Source organism: Rhizobium sp. 01N48, from assembly GCF_056399145.1.
Genome location: NZ_JBFTQT010000013.1, coordinates 56,674 through 76,388 on the forward strand (window position 1 = coordinate 56,674; position 19,715 = coordinate 76,388).

Below are 19,715 nucleotides of genomic sequence, written 5' to 3' on the forward strand. Positions count from 1 at the left end.
CCGTTTCACTCTTATAAGGCGGCCCATTCCCAACAATAAGACGTGAACAGGGGTGCCATGGCTGGCCATTCACAGTTTAAAAACATCATGCATCGCAAGGGCCGTCAGGATGCCGTGCGGTCGAAAATGTTCTCCAAGCTCGCGCGCGAAATCACCGTTGCCGCCAAGGCCGGTCTGCCCGACCCGACGATGAACGCCCGCCTGCGTCTGGCGATCCAGAACGCCAAGGCCCAGTCGATGCCGAAGGACAACATCGACCGCGCCATCAAGAAGGCTGCCGGCGCCGACGGCGAGAACTACGATGAAGTGCGCTACGAGGGCTATGGCCCCGGCGGCACCGCGATCATCGTCGAAGCGCTGACCGACAACCGCAACCGCACCGCCTCCAACGTCCGCTCGATCTTCACCAAGGCCGGCGGCGCACTGGGCGAAACCGGCTCGGTATCCTTCTCCTTCGACCATGTCGGCGAGATCACCTACAAGCTCGCAGCCGGCGATGCCGACAAGATGATGGAAGCGGCGATCGAAGCCGGCGCCGACGACGTCGAGACCGACGAAGAAGGCCACTACATCACCTGCGGTTTCGAAGCCCTCGGCGAAGTCGCCAAGGCGCTGGAAGCCTCGCTCGGCGAAGCTGAAACCGTCAAGGCCGTCTGGCGCGCCCAGAACAACGTGCCCGTCGACGAAGAGCGCGCCCAGTCGCTGCTGAAGCTGATCGACAGCCTCGAGGACGACGACGACGTGCAGAACGTCTATTCGAACTTCGAAGTTTCGGAAGAAGTGTTGGCCAAACTCTCGGCCTGATCGCTTCCGATCGCAATCCCAAAAACCGGCCCCGGAAACGCGGCCGGTTTTTTGTTGTCCACAGGTCTATCCGCGTGAGCCCTCACATACTGCCCCCAGGCAGTAACACGTCCGTGAACACGCGGTGTTTGTTAAGGCCTCGGTAACCCTGGCCGCTTTGAATGCCGCCCATTCGCTCCAGCCGGTCTGCCTCAAGGCCAGCCTCACTTCATACTCTCGGCGGGAAAACGACCCATGAAAAGACTATCCCTTTCGCTCTCCATCGCACTTGCAGGCACGCTCGCAGGCGCGGTCACGGCTCATGCGCAGCCATCCATGGTCAAGCAGTTCGACGATTGGGGTGTCTATTCCTACGACCGTTCGGGCAAGACGGTGTGCTATATTCTGACAGTGCCGAAGACCATGCAGCCCGCCGCCGTCGATCACGGCCGCAACTATTTCGTGGTCGGCCGCGCGCCGGGCCGGGGCACCAATTACGAGCCGCAGGCGATCATGGGCTACGATCTGAAGCCCGGCTCGCGCGCCAAGGTCGAGATCGGCGGCAAGGAATTCACCATGTTCACCAAGGGCTCGTCAGCCTGGGTGCTGGAAGAGACCAAGGAGCCTGATCTGATCGACTCCATGCGCGGCGGCAGCGACATGACCGTCGACGCCGTCTCGCGCCGCGGCACCGCCACCAGCTACACCTACTCGCTGAACGGCGTAACCGCCGCGCTGAAGCGCATGGCCCAGTGCAACTGAGCCGATCGCAATGCGTAAGAGAAAACTGACGAAGCGCATCTCGGCATGAGGCGCGCTCGAAAGGACGGCGCCCGCGTGCCGTCCCCTGCCCGCCTTGCTCGCGGCTGGAAGCGTACGGCGGCGATCTGCCTTGCCGGCATGGCGCTGGCCTGTACCTCGATCGCCGCCAATCCGCTGCTGTCGCAGCCAGCCCCCGTCGCGGCCAAAGCAGACAGCGGCCCCAAGGGCCGCGAGACCGGGCTGAAGGTTCCCCGCTTCGTGTCGCTGCGGTCGCGCGAGGCCCGCATGCGCGTCGGCCCCTCGCTCGATTACGGCATCGCATGGATCTACCGCGTTTCCGGCCTGCCGCTGGAGATCACCGCCGAATACGGCAACTGGCGCCAGGTGCGCGACAGCGACGGCGTTTCCGGCTGGATGCACCGCGCGCTGCTGTCGAGCAACCGCACCGCCATCGTCGGGCCGTGGCTATCGGCGCACGTTCCGTTGCGCGACGGACCAAGCAGTTCGGCCCGCAAGTTGGCCTCGCTGACCCCTCGCGTTCGCGTCGCGATCAGCGATTGCGACGGCAGCTGGTGCAAGGTGGATGTGACCGGCCATGATCTGGACGGCTTCGTCAGGCAATCCGCGCTCTGGGGCGTCTATCCCAACGAGACGGTCAAGTAGAGGCCAGGCCACCGCCCTCAGGTGGCGGCCTGTATCCCGGTTGCTGCCGTCAGGCAGCAGCCTGCATCCCCCTCGCTGCCGTCAGGCGGCGGCTTGCATCAACGTGTTGAGCCCGGCGAACAGTTCGACGGACTTCAGCCGCGCCTCGATATCGTGGATCGGCATCGAGATGATCAGCTCGTCGGCCTGCGTATCGCGCAGGAATTCTCCGAGCTTCGCCTCCGCCGTCTTTGGTGACCCGACCACGGCGTAGCGCAGCGTATGCTCGACGGTCATCTTCTCCATCGGCGACCAGAAGCTCTCCATATCCTGGAGCGGCCTCGGGAACTGGCCGCGCACGTTGCGGCGCAGGTTGACGAATTGCTGCTGCGCCGAGGTGAAATGATACGCGGCCTCCTCGTCGGTCTCCGCCACCGATCCCATGACGCCGACCATCGCATAGGGCTTGTCGAGCACGGCTGATGGCTGGAACCGATCGCGATAGATATCGAGCGCCTCCATCAGCGAATCCGGCGCGAAGTGCGAGGCGAACGCATAGGGAAGGCCGAGCATGCCGGCGAGCTGCGCGCTGTAGAGGCTGGAGCCGAGCAGCCAGATCGGCACGTTGCTGTTCATCCCAGGAACGGAAAGGATCGCCTGGTTCTCGACCGGCGCGCCGAGCAGCTGCTGCAATTCGACGACATCGTTGGGAAAGCTGCTGGCATCGAGATTGCGGCGCAGCGCCTGCGCGGTGCGCATGTCGGTCCCCGGCGCCCGCCCGAGCCCGAGATCGACGCGCCCCGGAAACAGCGCCTCCAGCGTGCCGAACTGCTCGGCAATCACCAGCGGCGAGTGGTTCGGCAGCATGATGCCGCCCGAGCCGATCCTGATCCTTTTCGTCGCCGCCCCCACATGGCCGATGACCACGGCGGTGGCGGCGCTCGCGATCCCCGGCATGCCGTGATGTTCGGCCAGCCAGAAGCGGTTATAGCCGAACGCCTCGGCCCGCTGCGCCATCCGCGCCGAACTCTCCAGCGACTGCCTGATGGTGCTGCCTTCGGCAACGGGTGAGAGATCGAGGATCGAGAAGGGAACCATGGCGCGGCCTGTCGGTGGTTGGATTGGACACCGTATGTAGGTAGCCAATCGGCAGGGCCAAAGCTTTCCCCGCGAAAAAGGCCCGCGCACGGCAACCAGCGCGGGCCTATGATTGAGGCCGACGGATCAACCAGCCTTTGCCGATCCGATACCGTCGAGCTTGGCGACGGCATCGGCGGGCAGCACGAGATCGGCAACCGCGAGGTTTTCCTGCAGATGCCCGCGCGACGAGGTGCCGGGGATCAGCAGGATGTTCGGCGCGCGCTGCAGCAGCCAGGCCAGCGCCACCTGCAACGGCGAGGCACCCAGCTCGGCCGCGACATCCGACAGCGTCGAGGACTGCRGCGGCGAGAAGCCGCCGAGCGGGAAGAAGGGCACGTAGGCCGTCCCCTCGCCCGCAAGCTTGTCGATCAGCGCATCGTCGCCGCGATGGGCGAGATTGTACTGGTTCTGCACGCAGACGATCTCGGCGATCTTGCGCCCTTCTGCGATCTGCTTGGCAGTGACGTTGGAGAGGCCGATATGCTTGACGAGGCCTTGGCGCTGCAGATCCGCAAGCACGGTCAGCGGCTCTTCCAGCGAGCCCTCGGCCGGGCCGTGCACGTCGAACATGGCGCGCAGATTGACCACCTCGATCGCATCGAGGCCGAGGTTCTTGAGGTTGTCGTGGACCGCCTGCGTCAGCGCCTCCTTCGAAAAGGCCGGGTTCCAGGATGCATCCGCCCCGCGCACCGCCCCGATTTTGGTGACGATCACGAGGTCGTCCTTGTAGGGATGCAGCGCCTCCTTGATGATCTGATTGGTGACGTGCGGGCCGTAGAAATCGCTGGTGTCGATATGATCGACACCGCTCTCGACGGCCTCGCGCAGTACCGCCACCGCTTCCGCGCGATCTCTCGGCGGCCCGAAGACGCCCTTGCCGGCAAGCTGCATGGCGCCATAGCCGAGCCGTTTGACGGTGCGGTTGCCGAGTTTGAATGTTCCGGACTTTTCAAGATTGGGCTTCTCAAGATTGGACATGGTCTTTCTCCGTTTCGATCAAGACGAGAAATAGGTCAGTCTGGTTCCAGCGATAAGCCAGGACAATCCGCACGGGCTGTTCGGCATTTCGGACAGTGAGTTAGTATCCGCTCATGTCGGAGACGGAACAGGAACCGCCTCGGGCTTGCCGAACCGCAATCCGCAGACGAGCGGCACGCTGACCGCGTAGACGACGATGACCGACAGCCAGATCGCGCCGGGCCATTGCGCCCTGACGAGAAAATAGATGCTGGAGAAGCCGAGCGGCGTGACGATCGAGGCAAGGCTCACCGCCGAGGACAATACGCCCTGAAACCGCCCCTGCTGGCTCTCGTCGACCTGGCGCGTCGCCAGCGATTGTAGCGCCGGAACGCCGATGCCGCCGAGCGCGAAGAGCGGCATGATCGCGAAGATCATCCATCCCCGCGTGGCAAACGCCATGACGACGAGCGAAAGGCAGGCGCTGGCGACACCGGTCAGGATGGCGCCGCGTTCGCCGAGCAGCTTGACGGCGGGACCCGGAAGGAAGGCCTGGGCTAGCGTCTGGCAGACGCCGAAGGCGCCGAGTGAGAGGCCGACCCAAAGGCCGTTCCACTGGAAACTGTCCGCGCCCCATAGCGCCCAGCAGGTGCCGTAGACCTCGCCCGTGGCGCTGAAGACGAAGAAGATGAGAACGATGGGCAGCAGGTTCTTCATGGAAAAGAGCCAATGAAGCGGCCGCAGCGGGTTCAATGCAGCAACATCGATCTTCTCCCGGCTGGGATTGCGCGATTCCGGCAGCATGAGGAAGGCGAGAAGCAAGTTGCAGCCGTTCAGCACCGCCGCCGCGATGAAGGGCAGCCGCAGCCAATAATCGCCCAGCGCGCCGCCGAGCACCGGGCCGACAATGAAGCCGGCCCCGAACATCGCATTGATGAGGCCGAAGCGGCGGGCGCGTTTGTCCTCCGGCGATATGTCGGTGATGTAGGCCGATGCGACGGAGACATTGGCGCTGGTGAGCCCGGCGATGGCGCGGCCGAGAAGCAACATCCACAGGCTGGGGGCAAAGGCGAGGAACAGATAGTTGATAGCGGCACCGCCAAGCGAAATCAGAAGCACCGGGCGCCGGCCAAGCCGGTCGCTCAGCGACCCGAGCACAGGGGCGAAGATGAACTGCATCGTCGCGTAAAGCGCAGTCATGATGCCGATTGTGGAGGCGACGTTGTCGGTGTGGGTGACGTCCTTCAGCAGTGCGGGAAGGATGGGAAAGATGAGCCCGATGCCGACGGCATCGAGGACGATGGCGGTGAAGATGACGAGAAGTGGTCTGGTCACAGATGGTGTGGTCATGGATTGTGTAGGCATGGCGTGTTCCGATCGAACGCAAGCGCACGAGCGCACGCGGCGCCGATGGCTCACGATAGGGCCTGACGAGGCAGGCATGATGTTTGGGAACGCTGGCCGATCGATACCTGAGGCGGCATGGATGGCGTGTGCTTGACCGCATGGACGACAATTCGTCCACCTGTTTTACTCCGCCACTGAGCGGATCAAGGAAAGCGGTCGCTTTTCGCGATGCGCTTATTTACGCCAATCGCGGGCTTGCGACAAGTGGCGTGCTGGTGGCTTGAGCCGGACGGCTGGCTGACCGGAGAAGAACATTCGCGATGGAGCTGATTTCGCCCGCAGCCGACCTTAAGTATACGCAGATCCGTCACCGCCGCTTCAACCGTGTGAAGCGGCGGGCTCAATGCATATCTTACCCACGCCGCCGCAGCACATGCACCTCTGCGCTGTGCTGATGCTCACCCTGCGCCAACGTGAAATTGGCGAGCTGGCGGTCCATCTCGACAGCCTCGGTGGCGAGCAGATGGATGGCGGCCGTGCTTTCCTCGACCATCGCCGCATTCTGCTGCGTCATCTGATCTAGCTCGGCAACCGCCGCGTTGATCTGGCGCAGCGTCTCCGCCTCCTCGCGGGTGGCGTCCATGATCTCGCTGATCTGGCCGTTGATCGCCTCGACATGACCGCCAATGCCCGTCAGCGCCACACCGGCCCGCTCGACCAGCGATACGCCGGCCTCCACCTCATGCGTGGATTTCTGCAGCAGATGCGAGATCTCCTTGGCTGCACCCGACGAACGCTGCGCAAGCTCGCGCACTTCCTGGGCAACGACCGCAAAGCCCTTGCCGGCCTCGCCGGCGCGCGCCGCCTCGACGCCGGCATTCAGCGCCAGCAGATTGGTCTGGAAGGCGATGGAATCGATGACCGAGATGATCGAGTTGATCTGCCGCGACGAGGCCTGGATCGCCTCCATCGCCGCGATCGTGTCGCGCATGATCTGGCCGGAGCCCGATGTCTCGCGCTTGGCGTCGCGGGCGATCCGCTCGGCCTCTTCGGCGCGCGCAAGCTGCGAGCGGACCGACTGGGTGATCGCGTCGATGGCGCTTGCCGTCTCGGTGATCGACGCCGCCTGCCGCTCGGTGCGGCCGGCAAGATCGTCCGAACCGGCGCGCATCTCTTCCGAGCCCGAACGCACCGCCGCCGAATTGCCGCCGATCGCCGTCATCGTGTCGCTGAGCGTGCCCAGCGCCTGGTTGAAATTGTGGCGCAATCCCTCCAGCTCGTTGGGGAAACGACGGTCGATCTGATAGGCGAGATCGCCGTTCGCCAGATGCAACAGCCCTTCGTCGATCGCCTCGACCACCTCCTGCAGCGTCTTCGCCTCCGCCTCGCGCTCGGCCATGTGCTGCTGGCGGTCGCGGTCGGCCCGTTCGCGCGTTTCCGCACTTGCCGCTTCCAGCGTGCGGCTGTCGATGAGCGACTGTTTGAAGCGGGCAAGCGCCTTGGCCATCGTGCCGATCTCGTCGTGGCGGTTCTGGCTGCCGATCTCTACCTCGAGATCGCCATCGGCCACCGCACGGGTGACGCCCGCAAGCTTGGCGAGCGGCGAAAACAGCATCTTGGTGATGATCCCGGTCGCGATAGCCATGACCACGAGCACACCGCAGCCGATCATCGTCAACAGCATCGCGATTTCCAGCGAACCGGCGTTGATCTCGCTGAGGCGCATGCTCTCGACCACCAAATAGCGCGCACCCTGATAATCGACGGGCTTCACATAGGCGCGCGCAGCGCCATCGGCGCGGCTAAAATCGTTGACCGACATCGCGGGATTGGCAAACGCATCCTTCAGGAAGGTGAAGGCCGCGGTATCGAGCGTCGCCAACCGGCCGGCCTCGTTGACCGTGACCGCCGATCCATCCTCGGAAACGATCGCCGCCTGCGCAGTGCTTCCGGCAACGATACCCTTGGAGAGGATGCTGGCGACGACATCGTCGCGCACCTTAAACAGCATCACGCCCTTCGGCTGGCCGAGCTTGACCACAGGCACGGCATAAAAGATCGCCGACGCACCGTTCGCATCCACCCGCAGGCCGGAGAAGCCGGCAGGCGCACCATCGTCGGTCGCCTTGGCGGTGTTTTCGATCGCCTTGGCAAACGCCAGACCGGCACCGGTCGATTTCCACGCATCCGACTTCAGGTTTTCGGCGAAATCGTCGTTCTTCTTGTAGGAATAGAGCACGAAGCCATCGAGATCGGCGATCAGCAGGTCGCTGAACGGCGTGTTCTGCAGATCGCGCGCGACTTCGCCCTGGGTCTTCTCATGGTTGGAATAATAGAACCCGCTCGGCGCATCCGGCTTCACCAGCTTCTCGCGCTCGCCGGCCGGGTTCGGATTGTCGGTGATGAACACCTTCTTGAGCTCGGCGCGGACATCGCCCGAGGTCTTCTCGATCGTCTTCCAGCCGCTCTTCAGGCTGGTAATCGACATCTGCAGCGCCTCGATGCGGGCGATCGAATTGGCCTGGTTTTCCAGCTGCGCCAGCTGATCATGCAGCATGTCGCCGCGAAAGATCAGCACGCTCTCCTTGGCCTTCAGCGCCTGCTCGCCGGAAATCCGGCTGCTGGCGAAATAGGCGAGACAGTTGATGGCGGCGATGGAAAGCGCCGTCAGCAGAATGAAAGTAGCAATGACCTTGAAGGACAGCGACTGGAATCTCTGAACCATGGAAAAACTCGAACCCCTTCCGGAACGGCTGATACCGACGGGGCTGGCGCCCCACAGGCAGGCCTGAAAACAGAACACGGGGAGCCTTCGCCCGAAAAGCTGGCTCCTCTCATCTCTTGTGGATCATAAGTTACCGAGGGAATTTAAATTCCCGTAAATGAGCCCTGACAAAAACGCCGGGATGTTTTTGTTTTGTTCACATATCGATGGCAGTTATCGCTGATCTGCAATAGGATTACCGCATGCAAAGCGCGATTCGTATCATCGGCATCGACCCCGGCCTGCGCCGCACCGGCTGGGGCGTCATCGAGACGCTGGGCAATTCGCTGCGCTTCGTAGCCTCCGGCACGGTCACATCCGATGGCGACATGGACCTCGCCTCGCGCCTCTGCCAGCTGCACGACGGCCTTGCCGACGTCGTACACGTCCATCAACCCGACGAAGCCGCCGTAGAGCAGACCTTCGTCAACAAGGACGCCGTCGCCACGCTGAAGCTCGGCCAGGCCCGCGGCATCGCCATGCTGGTGCCTGCCCGCGCCGGCCTGCAGGTCTCGGAGTATGCGCCCAATGCGGTGAAGAAAGCCGTCATCGGCGTCGGCCACGCCGAGAAAAAGCAGATCCACATGATGCTGAAGATCCTGATGCCGAAGGCCGAGTTCAAGGGCGACGACGCCGCCGACGCGCTCGCCATCGCCATCTGTCACGCCCACAACCGCGGCGGCGCCCGCATGCGCATGGCAGCGCTCGCCGGCTAGCTTGTTCTTGACTTGTTCTCATTCTGTGGTAGGTAATACCTGAGAGGTATTACCATGCGTGTAACCGAAAAAGGCCAGGTGACCATCCCCAAGGAGATCCGCGACCGGTTGAACATCGGCCCGGGGTCGGAGGTGGATTTTGTCATTTCCGACCAGGGCGCGATGCTGGTGAAGATCGGCGACAGCAAGGCCGAAATCCAGAGCTTCGAGGAATGGGCGAAAAGCGTCGAGGGCACGTTCGACACCCAAGGCATGACCACGGACGAATATATGGAATGGCTGCGGGGACCGCGTGAAGATCTCGACCGTCATTGACACCAACGTGCTGATCGACGTGCTCGGCCCCGCAACAGTCTTCAGGACCTGGTCGCTGTCCGCGTTGAAGCGCTGCCACGAAGAAGGCGAACTGGTCATCAATCCCGTGATCTGGTCGGAGCTTTCCGCATCGCCGTTGAGCGAACTGGAAATCAATCTGGCGTTCGGCTGGCTGGGCCTGAAGCGCGAGGCGCTTTCCTATGAGGCTGCTTTCGAGGCAGGTAAGGCGCAGTTTTCCTACCGCCGCGCCGGCGGCGCGCGTGAACGCACCCTGCCCGATTTCCTGATCGGCGCGCACGCGTCCGTTCGCTCCCATCGCCTGCTGACCCGCGATCCTGGACGCTACAGGGCCTACTTCCCGGCGCTCGACCTCATCACGCCCGAAACCCATCCCATCTGAACTCTTAACCGGCGGACCACCAAACATGATCGGCAAGCTCAAAGGCACCATCGACGAAATCGGCGACGACTATGTGCTCGTCGACGTGCACGGCGTCTGCTACGTCGCCCATTGCTCGGCGCGCACCCTGTCGCGCATCGGCTCGGTGGGCGAGGCCTGTATTCTCTTCATCGAGACCTATGTGCGCGAAGACCAATTGAAGCTCTTCGGCTTCATGACCGCGCTTGAGCGCGAATGGTTCAACCTGCTGCAGAGCGTCCAGGGCGTAGGCGCCAAGGTCGCCCTTGCGGTGCTTTCGACGCTGACGCCGGGTGAACTCGCCAACGCCATCGCCCTGCAGGACAAGACGTCGATCTCCCGCGCCAACGGCGTCGGGCCCAAGGTCGCGGTCCGTATCGTCACCGAGTTGAAGAACAAGGCACCCGCCTTCGCCGGCGAGGCATCCGCCAATATCGGCCTGAAGCAGGAACTCGGCGAAGGCGTCGCCTCCGCCCCTGTCGCCGACGCCGTCTCGGCCCTCACCAACCTCGGCTACAGCAGAGACCAGGCCGCCAACGCCGTTGCCGCCGCAATGAAGACGGCGGGAGAAGGCGCAGACAGCGCCAAGCTGATCCGGCTGGGGTTGAAGGAGTTGTCGCGGTAAATTCCGACGATTTTGAATTTGTCGGAAATTCCTGCTATCGTCCGACCGCAAGACAAGGAGCGATCTATGACTGTTTGGGAAGCAACATTGTCTGCCAAGGGACAGGTCACCATCCCGAAGGAGATGCGTGAAGCCCTCAATCTGCGCCCCGGAGATCAGCTCGTCTACAGCATGGTTGACGGCGAGGTGATAGTCACGCCCAAGAACATCGATTTCAAGGACCTTGCCGGCCTGCTGGGAGCGGCGCCGAATGGCCCCGCGACCCTTGCCGAGATAGATGCAGCGGTCGCAGCCGCTGCCGGCGCCAACGCGCTAGACATAGCCGACGCCGACGGCAAGCCTGATGTCGCAGCATGAAAATGATCGGACTGGACACCAACGTCGTCATCCGCCTTTTGACCGACGACGATCCACGGCAGCGCCGCGCCGCCCTGAAGCTCGCCGACGGGTTGGGCCGAGACTACATGGCATTTCTCCCGTTGGTCGCGGTCCTCGAACTCAATTGGGCGCTTTGGGCAAAGCTCGGCTTCTCCAAGCAGGACACCGTCAAGGCAATCGAAAGCCTCCTCAGGACACGCGGACTTGTCGTGGAACATCATGATCTGGTTGTGAAAGCGCTACGGCTGGTGTTGACTGAGAATGCCGACTTTGCCGACGCGCTGATTGCCGCACGTTCGCTGCAGGAAGGATGTGCAGCGATCAAAACATTCGATAGAAAAGCCGCATCCCGCGTCCCCGGAATGGAACTTCTCGCATGACCGACACCGCCCGCCTCATCACCCCGGAAAAACGCGGCGAGGATTTCGACGCGACGCTGCGGCCGCAGTCGCTCGACGAGTTCACCGGCCAGGCGGAAGCCCGTGCCAATCTCAAGATCTTCATCGAGGCCGCGAAGAACCGTGGCGAGGCGCTCGATCATGTCCTCTTCGTCGGCCCACCCGGCCTCGGCAAGACGACGTTGGCGCAGATCATGGCCAAGGAACTCGGCGTCAACTTCCGCTCGACGTCAGGCCCCGTCATCGCCAAGGCCGGCGATCTGGCGGCGTTGCTCACCAATCTCGAGGAGCGCGACGTGCTCTTCATCGACGAAATCCATCGTTTGAGCCCCGCCGTCGAGGAAATCCTCTATCCTGCGATGGAGGATTTTCAGCTCGATCTGATCATCGGTGAAGGCCCTGCCGCCCGCTCTGTGAAGATCGACCTGTCGAAGTTCACGCTGGTCGCCGCCACCACCCGCCTCGGCCTTCTGACGACGCCGTTGCGCGACCGCTTCGGCATCCCGGTGCGCCTGTCCTTTTACACCGTCGACGAGTTGGAGCTGATCGTGCGCCGCGGCGCCCGGCTGATGAACCTGCCGATGACCGACGAAGGCGCCCGCGAGATCGCGCGCCGCGCCCGTGGCACCCCCCGCATCGCCGGCCGTCTGCTGCGTCGCGTCCGCGATTTCGCCGAGGTCGCGAGAGCCGAAGCCGTCACCCGCGAGATCGCCGACGAGGCGTTGACCCGCCTGCTGGTCGACAATCTCGGCCTCGATCAGCTCGACAAGCGCTATCTCAACATGATCGCGGTGAATTTCGGCGGCGGCCCCGTCGGCATCGAGACGATCGCCGCCGGCCTGTCCGAGCCGCGCGACGCGATCGAGGATATCATCGAACCCTACATGATCCAGCAGGGCTTCATTCAGCGAACCCCACGCGGCCGCGTGCTGACAGCCACCGCCTGGAAGCATCTCGGCATGCAGCCGCCGAAGGATCTCGAGGCCGCCCAGTTCCGCTTGTTCCAGCAGGACGATTAAGGAACCCCTACCCCGCTTCGCGCATTGGCATCTCGAAAGGAGATCGTCATGCAGAAGTACCGCATCGGCACTGATGTCGAATGGAAATGGGGCAAGGGCACCGGGACCGGCAAGATCAAAGAGAGCTTCACCGACGACGTCGAGCGCACGATCGAAGGTGCGGTCGTCAAGCGGAAGGCGAGCAGCGAAGAGCCGGCCTATCTGATCGAGCAGGAAGACGGCGGCAAGGTGCTGAAGAGCCATTCTGAGCTGAAGAAATCCGGCTGACGGCGGCGTAAAGCGCCTGCATGATCCAGCCCATGCAACGAGGAGGACATGCCGTGACGGCTTTCGACCCCATCCGATCCTTCCGCAAGCTCGCCTATAACAACGCGCTCGCCAATCATCGCCTGCACATGGCCTGCGCGCTGTTGCAGCCCGGCGAGTTCGAAGCGCCGCGCGTCAGCTTCTTCCCGTCCATCAAGGCGACACTGAACCATATCCTGACGGTGGACTGGTTTTATGTCGATGCGCTGGAGGGCGGCACGTTGGGGCCAAAAGCCTGGGCGGTCGAGGAGCCCTGCCCTGATATCGCAAGCCTTGCTGCCGAGCAGAAATCCGTCGATGCGAGACTGGTGACGCTCGCCGAAGCGCTCTCTCCTCAGAAGCTGGTCTCGACCGTCGAGATCCATCGCGGCGAACGTATCCAGCGGGAGCGGATGGAGGATGTGCTCGCTCATCTCTTCCAGCACCAGACGCATCATCGCGGCCAGGTGCATGCCATGCTGGCGGGCACCAGCGTGAAGCCGCCGCAGCTCGATGAATTCATCGTCGCCGACGACGCCAGGTTCCGGGGCGACGAGATCGCCGCCCTCGGATGGAGCGAAGCACGGATTATGGACTAGAGCAATTCCAGGAAAAGTGCGAAGCGGTTTTCCGTCCGGAATTGCGTGAGAACAAAAGAGTAGAGCAGTCCGCGATTCGAAGAAAAGCGGAACTGCTTTAATCCTGCAGCCGCGCCTTCAGCCCGTCGATGATCGTCTTGCTGAGCAGCGCGTAGTTTTCGTCGAAGTGGTGGTCGCCGGCGAGCGCGATGACATCGACGCCGCTGTCCTTCAGATCCGGGCAGGCAACCTCGTCGTCATCTTCCTTGCCGTAGACGCACTGGACGATCTTCGGATCGACGGCCTTCAGATCGGCCACCGGGTCGCCACCGGCGCCTTCGGTCTTGGCGCCGAGCCAGCCCATGACGGAGATCTGGTAATCCACCTCGTGCGACAGCGACAAAAGTGAGATCTGTGCAACGGCGCTCTTGGCAGCCGGCTTCAGCCGTGAGAAAGCGGCCGGGACGACGTCGGCGCCGAAGGAATAGCCGACCAAGAGAACATGCTTGACCTTCCACTGCTTGCGGTAGAGCTCGATGATCTTGCCGAGATCGTCGGCGGTTTCCTGAGGCTTACGCTCGGACCAGAAGTAATGCAGCGAATCCACGCCGACCACGGGAATACCCTGCTTCTGCAGCGCCGCACCCACTTCCTTGTCGATATCGCGCCAGCCGCCATCGCCGGAATAGATGATCGCCATCGTGTCGAAGGCGGGCTTGGCGTCGAGGATCGTCAGCGGCAACCCAAGCGGATTGTCGGCATTGCCGGATGCGGCGATCAGGTCGTCAAGCGTGCTGCTCAGCGTCGTTTGCGCATCATCCTGGACTTCGCGAATGTCGATGTCCGAATGCGCCTTCTTCAGCTCGTCCGCATGCGCGCGGCCGTCCTTGTCGGCATTGGGTGTGAAGGCGACGATGATCGGATCGGGCAGCGCGATGTCGCTGAGGCCATAGATCATCCGGTCGCCGACGGTCTTCTTCTTGGCCGGCGTGCAAAGCTGCTGCGTCAGCGGAATACCCGCGAGCGGATCGATCGCCAACGTCTGGCCGATGGTCGCATCCGGCGTCTGCGCGGCGATTGCCAGCGCCAGCGCCCCGCCCTCGCCGATACCAGCCACGATCGGCAGGTGATAAGGGCTGTTGCCGGCGGCGCGCTGCACCTGCTGGCTGAGCGACTCGATATCGGAAACCAGATAGATGCAGCCGTCATTGTCGCTGACGTCGTATTTGCGCAGAGCATCGATGTAGGATGGGAAATCGACGCCGATGACAACGGCGCCCTCGCCCACCAGCCGGTCGGCTTCCGTCTTCTCCTTGTCGCCCCAACCGCCAGCGTCAGAGATCAGCATCACGGCGCCCTTGACGTCTCCGTCAGGCAGGAAGATGTGCGGCGACGGGATGAGCCCGGTCTCGAACTCCTGCGTCGTCTCGTCGGCCGCATGTGCGGCGGGAATGGAGAGCGCCAGCGCACAGGCGGCGGCCAGAATGTGTCTTTTCATCATTTCCTCACGACCCCTTTCAATCCGCCACCGATCAGGAGCGTCGCGTCCATCAAAGCGATCATCGGATTGCCTCCTCCGGACACCGCAAGATAGCGCGGATGCCATTGAGGATGAAACTTGGATTTGAAGGCCCTGAGGCCCTTGAAGTTGTAGAAGCGCTCGCCGTGCTCGAACACGGTGCTGCCGATGCGGTCCCAAACGGGCGCCGTCTCGCGCTTCGACATGCCCGAAAGCGGCGCCATGCCGAGGTTGAAGTGCGAGAAACCCTCGGCGCGCAGATATTCCATGATCTGCACGAACAGGAAGTCCATGGAGCCCTTGGGCGCATCCGGCGAGAAGCGCATCAGGTCGATCGTCCCTTCGTCCTTGGCGCCGGTGATCAGGATATTGGCGAAGGCGACGATCTTGCCCTCGAGCTTCAGGATGCCGACCGGCTGCGCAAGGATGTAGTCGGGCGTGAACGCACCGAGCGAAAAGCCCTTCTCCTTGGCGTTATGGTCGGCAAGCCAGGCATCGGAAACCGCCGCCAGCTCGTCCATCACATCAGGCACGTCTTCCGCCGAGATCACCTCGAAGGTCAGCCCGTCGCGCTGGGCGCGGCTTGCGGTCTGGCGTAGGTTCGCCCATTTGCCGCCCTTCATCTCGAAGGTCGAAAGATCGGAGACAGCGAGCTCGCCGAGCTTGAAGGCGCGCAGGCCCGCATCGGCGCAGTGCGAAAGCAGCGCCGGGGAGATCTGGTAGAACACCGCGCGGCAGCCGGCGGCGCGCGCTGTCTCGACAAAACGCCACACGAGTTCCGGCATGGCGCTGCGGTCGCCGACCGGATCGAAGAGCGCGATCCACGAACGCCCCTGGCGGCCATACATGATGAAGGCGTCGCCCTTGTCGGAGAACATCACGCTCTTGTCGCCCATGCGCACCAGATTGGCGTCGGCGTAGCGCTGGTTCTCGACGATATCGACAGCGCGCTCCAGCGCCTCGTCGGTTGCCGGCTCAAGCCGGGTCGTTGCCGGCCGCAGCAGGCTGAATACGGCGATGGCGGTCGAGATGATGGTAATGCCAAGCACGGCGCGCAGACCGCGCGGCGCCTCGTCGGCGAATTCAAACTGCCACCATAGCTCGTTGCTGTAATCGACGTCGCGATAGACGAAGAGCAGGATGACAACGGCGCCGACGCAGACGACGGCGATCGCCGTCAGCCACGACGCGGTCAGCGTCTGGTTAAGCAGCGAGGCGCGGCGACGGAACAGGCGGCGGCTGACGAACAGGCCGAAGATCAGGAAGGCGAGGAAAGCGGCCTCGACCAGCGCCACGGCCTTCAGCAGCGACAGCATCAGTGCCGCGGCGGCCGAGAAGATGGTGATCCACCATGCGCCGTCGAGCTTCTGGCCAAGACCGCGCGCGGCAACGACCAGCGCCAGTCCGGCAAGGCTCGCCAGGAAGTGCGCGCCTTCCACGATCGGCAGCGGCAGATAGTTGGAAAGGAATTCGAGATTGGAGTCCGGCGTCGGCGTGACGCTCGAAAAGATCAGCATGACGCCAAGCAGCAGCGACAGCGCCGAAAGAAGCTGCGGCATCAGCCGGATGCCGATCCGGCGGAATCCGGAGGCGACGGGATGGTCGGCGAAGCGGCGAAGCTCGGTCGCCGAGACCGCCAGAACCGCAAGCAGCAGCGGCACGACGTGATAGATCAGGCGGTAGAGCACCAGCGAGCCGAGCACGGCATCGATATTCACCGCACTGCCAAGGGCCGCGATGATGACGGTTTCGAACACGCCGAGACCGGCCGGCACATGGCTGAGCACGCCGAGACCGACTGCAATCGCATAGACGGCCAAAAAGACCGGCCAGCTGATCGCCGTCTGCGGCAGGAGAACGTAGAGAACGGTAGCAGACGCCGCGATATCGAAGGCGGCGACCAGGAACTGACGCGACCATGTGGCGGAATCAGGCAGCCGCAGTGAGAAGCGCCCGATGCTGACCGCGCGACCGCCACGGCCGAGCACGACGCCCGCCGCCAGCACCAGCACGATCGATCCGCCTAGGAGACGCAAAACCCAGCTGCTGACATCGATGAGCGGCGCGATCTCGTCGGCGATGGCGAGAAGCGCGATGGAGCCGACGCCGGCCAGGCCGAGGCCGAAGGCGATGGTAACGAAAGCGATGACGCGGCCGATATCCTCGGGCGTCAATCCGAGCCTCGAATAGGCGCGGTAGCGGATGGCGCCGCCGCTCAGAGCGCCGAAGCCCGCCGTGTTGCCGACGGCATAGGCAGCGAACGCGGTCAGCGCGACCTGCGGGAACGGCAGCTTCTTGCCCACGTAATCGATGGCGTTGACGTCGTAGAACACCAGCGCGAGGAAGCTCAGCGCCGTGAAGAACAGCGCCAGCACGATCGAGCTGATCTTGGTGTCGGCCAGCGCCTGCACCACGTCGTCGTAGCGCACCTCGGTCGTCAGCTGCTCGATCGCAAAACCGACCATGCAGAACACGGCCAGCGTCGCAAGCGCCGTCAGATGCGTCCGGTACCGGCTGAAAAATCGCGAGATGCCCGATTCTTCTATAACTTCAATCTCTTCCAAATTGGCGTGCTTCGACATTACGAACCGTCGTAAACCTACATATTAGCGGGAATCATGTCTTGGACATCTAACATAACCTGCATGTAAGTTCTTGGACGCAAGCCCGCAAATACATGCCAACACTACCCCAATGCCGCTTAACGACGCCTGCTTCATCCCCAATTGGGGCATTTTTGGCGCGGGGACAGGGGTTTGAATATTGTATTTTCGTAAGCTTAAAGCCCTAGGTGGCTGATACCGGCATCCGGGGATGCCAGCATGCCGGCTAAGCCGCCGGCTCCGCGCCCGGGTTGTTCTTCTGCGCGGCGTAGCGCGCAGCAGCCGCATTGGCGTCGGCATCATGGGTTTCGCTCGACACCTGCAGCGTCGGCACGGCGAACTCGATGCCGTTTTCCTTGAAGGCCGTGCGGATCATCGCCAGCGCGTTGCGGCGGATGACGAACTGCTCGCCCGGCTTCGTCATCATCGCCAGCCGGATGACGATCGCGAACTCGCCGAACTGCTCGACGCCCTTCATCTTCATCGTCTCGATGATATGAGGCGCGTAATCGGGGTTTTCGAGCAGCTTCTGGCCGATCTGCTTGATCACCTTTTTCGCCAGCACGAGATCGGTGTCGTAGGTGACGTTCAGGGTGATCTTGTCGATCGTCCAGTCACGGTTGAGGTTCTTGACCGCCCCGAGCTCGCCGAACGGCACCGTCGTCAACGGTCCGCGATGATGGCGCAATCTCACGGAGCGTAGGCTGAACGCCTCCACCACGCCCTTGTGGCTGCCGCTCTCGATATACTCACCGACCCGGAAGGCATCGTCCCAGAGATAGAACATGCCGCTGATCACATCCTTGACGATGGTCTGCGCCCCGAAGCCGACCGCGACGCCGACAACACCGGCACCGGCAATCAGCGGCCCGATCTCGACGCCGAGGCCGGAGAGCACCATCAGCACGGCGATGACGGCGATCACGACGGCGAGGATATTGCGGAAGATCGGCAGCAGCGTCTGCAGCCGCGCCCGCCTTGCCTTCTCCTCATCGTTGATCGAGCCCTCTAGAGGCGAGTCCTCCAGCCTGCCGTTGATATAGGCGCGCGCCAGATGCCAGAGCAGATCGGCGGCAAGCAGGATGACGATGCCGCCGACGGAACCGCGCACGATCCGGTCGATCATCGTCTCGCCCGCCGCCATCCGGTCGGCCGCGAAACCGAGAATACGGCCAAGCCAGAGGGCCGCGATGGTGATGATGACGGCGCGCACGCCGCGATCGAGCAGCACCGCCGCGATCCGCTTCTTGGCAAGGAACCCGGCCTCGGCCTTGTGCAGCGCCCGCACCGCAAGCGTGGAGACTTGCAAAACGCGCGGCAACGCCACGAGATAGATGCCGATCCACAAGATCAGATTGAAGCCCGCCACCCATAGCAGCCAGAGCGCCGCGAAATAGATGGTCAGCATCCAGGAGGCCGTCGTGCTCTTCTGCCCCTCCTCTGCCGGGCGCGACCACACGGCTTCGGTTGCGATGGCCAGCAGCCCGAGCCCCAGCGTATAGCCGACGAGATAGCGCGACCCCGGCGAGAAACCGAGCGGCGCCATCAGCTGGATCAGCACCCAGCCGAACACGAAATAGATGATGAAGACGCAGCTGCGCTTGAACCAGAACATCGCGGTTGCGCGCGAGACGTCCCTTTCGCCACCCACATGCGGCAGCGTTACCAGCGCCACGATGAGGCGGCCGACCGAGATGGTGACGCGCGAGACGATCAGCGCGATGGCGACAGCGATCGCCAGCGATTGCGTGATCGGCGGCCAGTTGAAGAGCACGAGCGGTACGAGCGTGGCGACGCAGAACACCAGCGCCGGCACGATACGGTAGCTCAGATTGTTCGCCGCATGGTGTGCGACCGTGACGACCGCGCCATCCTCGAGTTTGACGCGCGGGCGCGGCACGATCATCCTGAACAGGAGTTCCGCCACCACCCCGGCCAGAAACAGCGCCAGCAACTCGATGGTCACGAATGCCCAACCACTCGGCCGGACCTCGCGCTCGACGATCTCAGATGCGTTCTCGACTTCATCCGGCAGCGTCATCGCGGCACCGGAGACGAGATCGAAGTGACGGCGGGCATGGCCGAGAAAATCGGAAAGCACCGACATCTGCTCGCCGGACATCTCGCCGCCGGGTGCTGCCGGTTGTGCCGGGGTGCTCGCCGGCTGCGCTGCCGCCGGGGCCCGCCCTGCCGGAGCCTGAGCCGTTGGGCTTTGCGTCTGCGCCTGCGTCGCCATCCATTGCTTGACGGCGGGCGTCTCCATGAGCTGCAGCATCTGCCGCACTTCGGCGGGCGGCGGCGCTGCCGGTGTCGGGCTGGGTGTTGCCGCCGGCGTTTGTGCCGCGGCACTCGAAACGATCATGCCAAATGCAAGGAGCGGCAGAAGCCGCCTCATGATGAGCGCACCAAACCCCAGACCCATGCCAGCCCCTCCAATATATATAGCGTAGCTTATATTGAAGCGCG

At 63.2% G+C, this 19,715-nt stretch carries 19 protein-coding genes; 12 read left to right on the plus strand and 7 right to left on the minus strand.

The features are described from left to right. Positions 1 to 57: 57 nt before the first annotated feature. From AC1DOG_RS21310 to AC1DOG_RS21320, 3 genes are all read left to right on the plus strand, one after another. Positions 58 to 804 carry a YebC/PmpR family DNA-binding transcriptional regulator gene (locus AC1DOG_RS21310; protein WP_047509355.1) on the plus strand — a complete coding sequence of 249 codons (747 nt, stop codon included), beginning with the start codon at positions 58 to 60 and terminating at the stop codon, positions 802 to 804. Between the two features lie 234 nt (positions 805 to 1,038). Beyond that, complete coding sequence (locus tag AC1DOG_RS21315; RefSeq protein ID WP_018899638.1) at positions 1,039 to 1,545, plus strand: invasion associated locus B family protein; 507 nt, start codon at positions 1,039 to 1,041, stop codon at positions 1,543 to 1,545. A gap of 45 nt (positions 1,546 to 1,590) precedes the next feature. Then, the gene (locus AC1DOG_RS21320) at positions 1,591 to 2,208 is read left to right on the plus strand and encodes an SH3 domain-containing protein (RefSeq protein ID WP_477930871.1); all 618 of its coding nucleotides are present in this window, start codon (positions 1,591 to 1,593) and stop codon (positions 2,206 to 2,208) included. A gap of 81 nt (positions 2,209 to 2,289) precedes the next feature. Here the strand turns inward: AC1DOG_RS21320 and AC1DOG_RS21325 are convergent, their stop codons facing one another. From AC1DOG_RS21325 to AC1DOG_RS21340, 4 genes are all read right to left on the minus strand, one after another. After that, positions 2,290 to 3,285: an LLM class flavin-dependent oxidoreductase gene (locus tag AC1DOG_RS21325; RefSeq protein WP_477930873.1), complete on the minus strand. Its 996-nt coding sequence runs from the start codon at positions 3,283 to 3,285 to the stop codon at positions 2,290 to 2,292. 126 nt (positions 3,286 to 3,411) lie between these two features. Next, complete coding sequence (locus tag AC1DOG_RS21330; protein ID WP_477930875.1) at positions 3,412 to 4,305, minus strand: aldo/keto reductase family oxidoreductase; 894 nt, start codon at positions 4,303 to 4,305, stop codon at positions 3,412 to 3,414. Positions 4,306 to 4,416: 111 nt separating this feature from the next. Next, positions 4,417 to 5,619: a TCR/Tet family MFS transporter gene (locus AC1DOG_RS21335; protein WP_477930974.1), complete on the minus strand. Its 1,203-nt coding sequence runs from the start codon at positions 5,617 to 5,619 to the stop codon at positions 4,417 to 4,419. 424 nt (positions 5,620 to 6,043) lie between these two features. Continuing rightward, entirely contained in the window at positions 6,044 to 8,356 is a 2,313-nt protein-coding gene (locus AC1DOG_RS21340; protein ID WP_477930877.1) for a methyl-accepting chemotaxis protein, read from the minus strand. A 242-nt stretch (positions 8,357 to 8,598) separates the two neighbouring features. On the opposite strand from AC1DOG_RS21340, the gene ruvC reads away from it, so the two are divergent. The 9 genes from ruvC (at position 8,599) to AC1DOG_RS21385 (ending at position 13,148) form a co-directional block, all read left to right on the plus strand. Continuing rightward, entirely contained in the window at positions 8,599 to 9,111 is a 513-nt protein-coding gene (ruvC, locus tag AC1DOG_RS21345) for a crossover junction endodeoxyribonuclease RuvC (protein WP_037182642.1), read from the plus strand. 54 nt (positions 9,112 to 9,165) lie between these two features. Continuing rightward, on the plus strand, positions 9,166 to 9,426 hold the full coding sequence (locus AC1DOG_RS21350; protein WP_113200094.1) for an AbrB/MazE/SpoVT family DNA-binding domain-containing protein: 261 nt from the start codon (positions 9,166 to 9,168) through the stop codon (positions 9,424 to 9,426). Further along, the gene (locus tag AC1DOG_RS21355; protein ID WP_477930881.1) at positions 9,404 to 9,826 is read left to right on the plus strand and encodes a type II toxin-antitoxin system VapC family toxin; all 423 of its coding nucleotides are present in this window, start codon (positions 9,404 to 9,406) and stop codon (positions 9,824 to 9,826) included. The genes AC1DOG_RS21350 and AC1DOG_RS21355 overlap by 23 nt, the downstream gene beginning before the upstream one ends. 25 nt (positions 9,827 to 9,851) lie before the next feature. After that, positions 9,852 to 10,469 (plus strand): Holliday junction branch migration protein RuvA, encoded by a 618-nt coding sequence (gene ruvA, locus AC1DOG_RS21360; RefSeq protein ID WP_112944919.1) that lies wholly within the window; start codon positions 9,852 to 9,854, stop codon positions 10,467 to 10,469. Between the two features lie 66 nt (positions 10,470 to 10,535). Then, positions 10,536 to 10,826: an AbrB/MazE/SpoVT family DNA-binding domain-containing protein gene (locus AC1DOG_RS21365; RefSeq protein WP_477930883.1), complete on the plus strand. Its 291-nt coding sequence runs from the start codon at positions 10,536 to 10,538 to the stop codon at positions 10,824 to 10,826. Between the two features lie 2 nt (positions 10,827 to 10,828). Continuing rightward, positions 10,829 to 11,227, plus strand: coding sequence for a PIN domain-containing protein (locus tag AC1DOG_RS21370; RefSeq protein WP_477930885.1), 399 nt, complete (start codon positions 10,829 to 10,831; stop codon positions 11,225 to 11,227). Continuing rightward, positions 11,224 to 12,264, plus strand: coding sequence for a Holliday junction branch migration DNA helicase RuvB (ruvB, locus tag AC1DOG_RS21375; protein WP_018899653.1), 1,041 nt, complete (start codon positions 11,224 to 11,226; stop codon positions 12,262 to 12,264). The genes AC1DOG_RS21370 and ruvB overlap by 4 nt, the downstream gene beginning before the upstream one ends. 48 nt (positions 12,265 to 12,312) lie before the next feature. After that, a complete protein-coding gene (locus AC1DOG_RS21380) occupies positions 12,313 to 12,531 on the plus strand; it encodes a hypervirulence associated TUDOR domain-containing protein (RefSeq protein WP_477930888.1) in 219 nt (72 codons plus the stop codon). A gap of 53 nt (positions 12,532 to 12,584) precedes the next feature. Further along, positions 12,585 to 13,148: a DinB family protein gene (locus AC1DOG_RS21385; RefSeq protein ID WP_477930890.1), complete on the plus strand. Its 564-nt coding sequence runs from the start codon at positions 12,585 to 12,587 to the stop codon at positions 13,146 to 13,148. Between the two features lie 97 nt (positions 13,149 to 13,245). On the opposite strand, the gene AC1DOG_RS21390 is transcribed toward AC1DOG_RS21385, so the two are convergent. From AC1DOG_RS21390 to AC1DOG_RS21400, 3 genes are all read right to left on the minus strand, one after another. Further along, positions 13,246 to 14,628 carry a virulence factor family protein gene (locus AC1DOG_RS21390; protein ID WP_477930892.1) on the minus strand — a complete coding sequence of 461 codons (1,383 nt, stop codon included), beginning with the start codon at positions 14,626 to 14,628 and terminating at the stop codon, positions 13,246 to 13,248. Further along, positions 14,625 to 17,228 (minus strand): bifunctional lysylphosphatidylglycerol flippase/synthetase MprF, encoded by a 2,604-nt coding sequence (gene mprF, locus AC1DOG_RS21395; protein WP_477930894.1) that lies wholly within the window; start codon positions 17,226 to 17,228, stop codon positions 14,625 to 14,627. The genes AC1DOG_RS21390 and mprF overlap by 4 nt, the downstream gene beginning before the upstream one ends. A gap of 247 nt (positions 17,229 to 17,475) precedes the next feature. Next, the gene (locus AC1DOG_RS21400; RefSeq protein ID WP_477930896.1) at positions 17,476 to 19,671 is read right to left on the minus strand and encodes a mechanosensitive ion channel family protein; all 2,196 of its coding nucleotides are present in this window, start codon (positions 19,669 to 19,671) and stop codon (positions 17,476 to 17,478) included. Between the last annotated feature and the right edge of the window lie 44 nt (positions 19,672 to 19,715).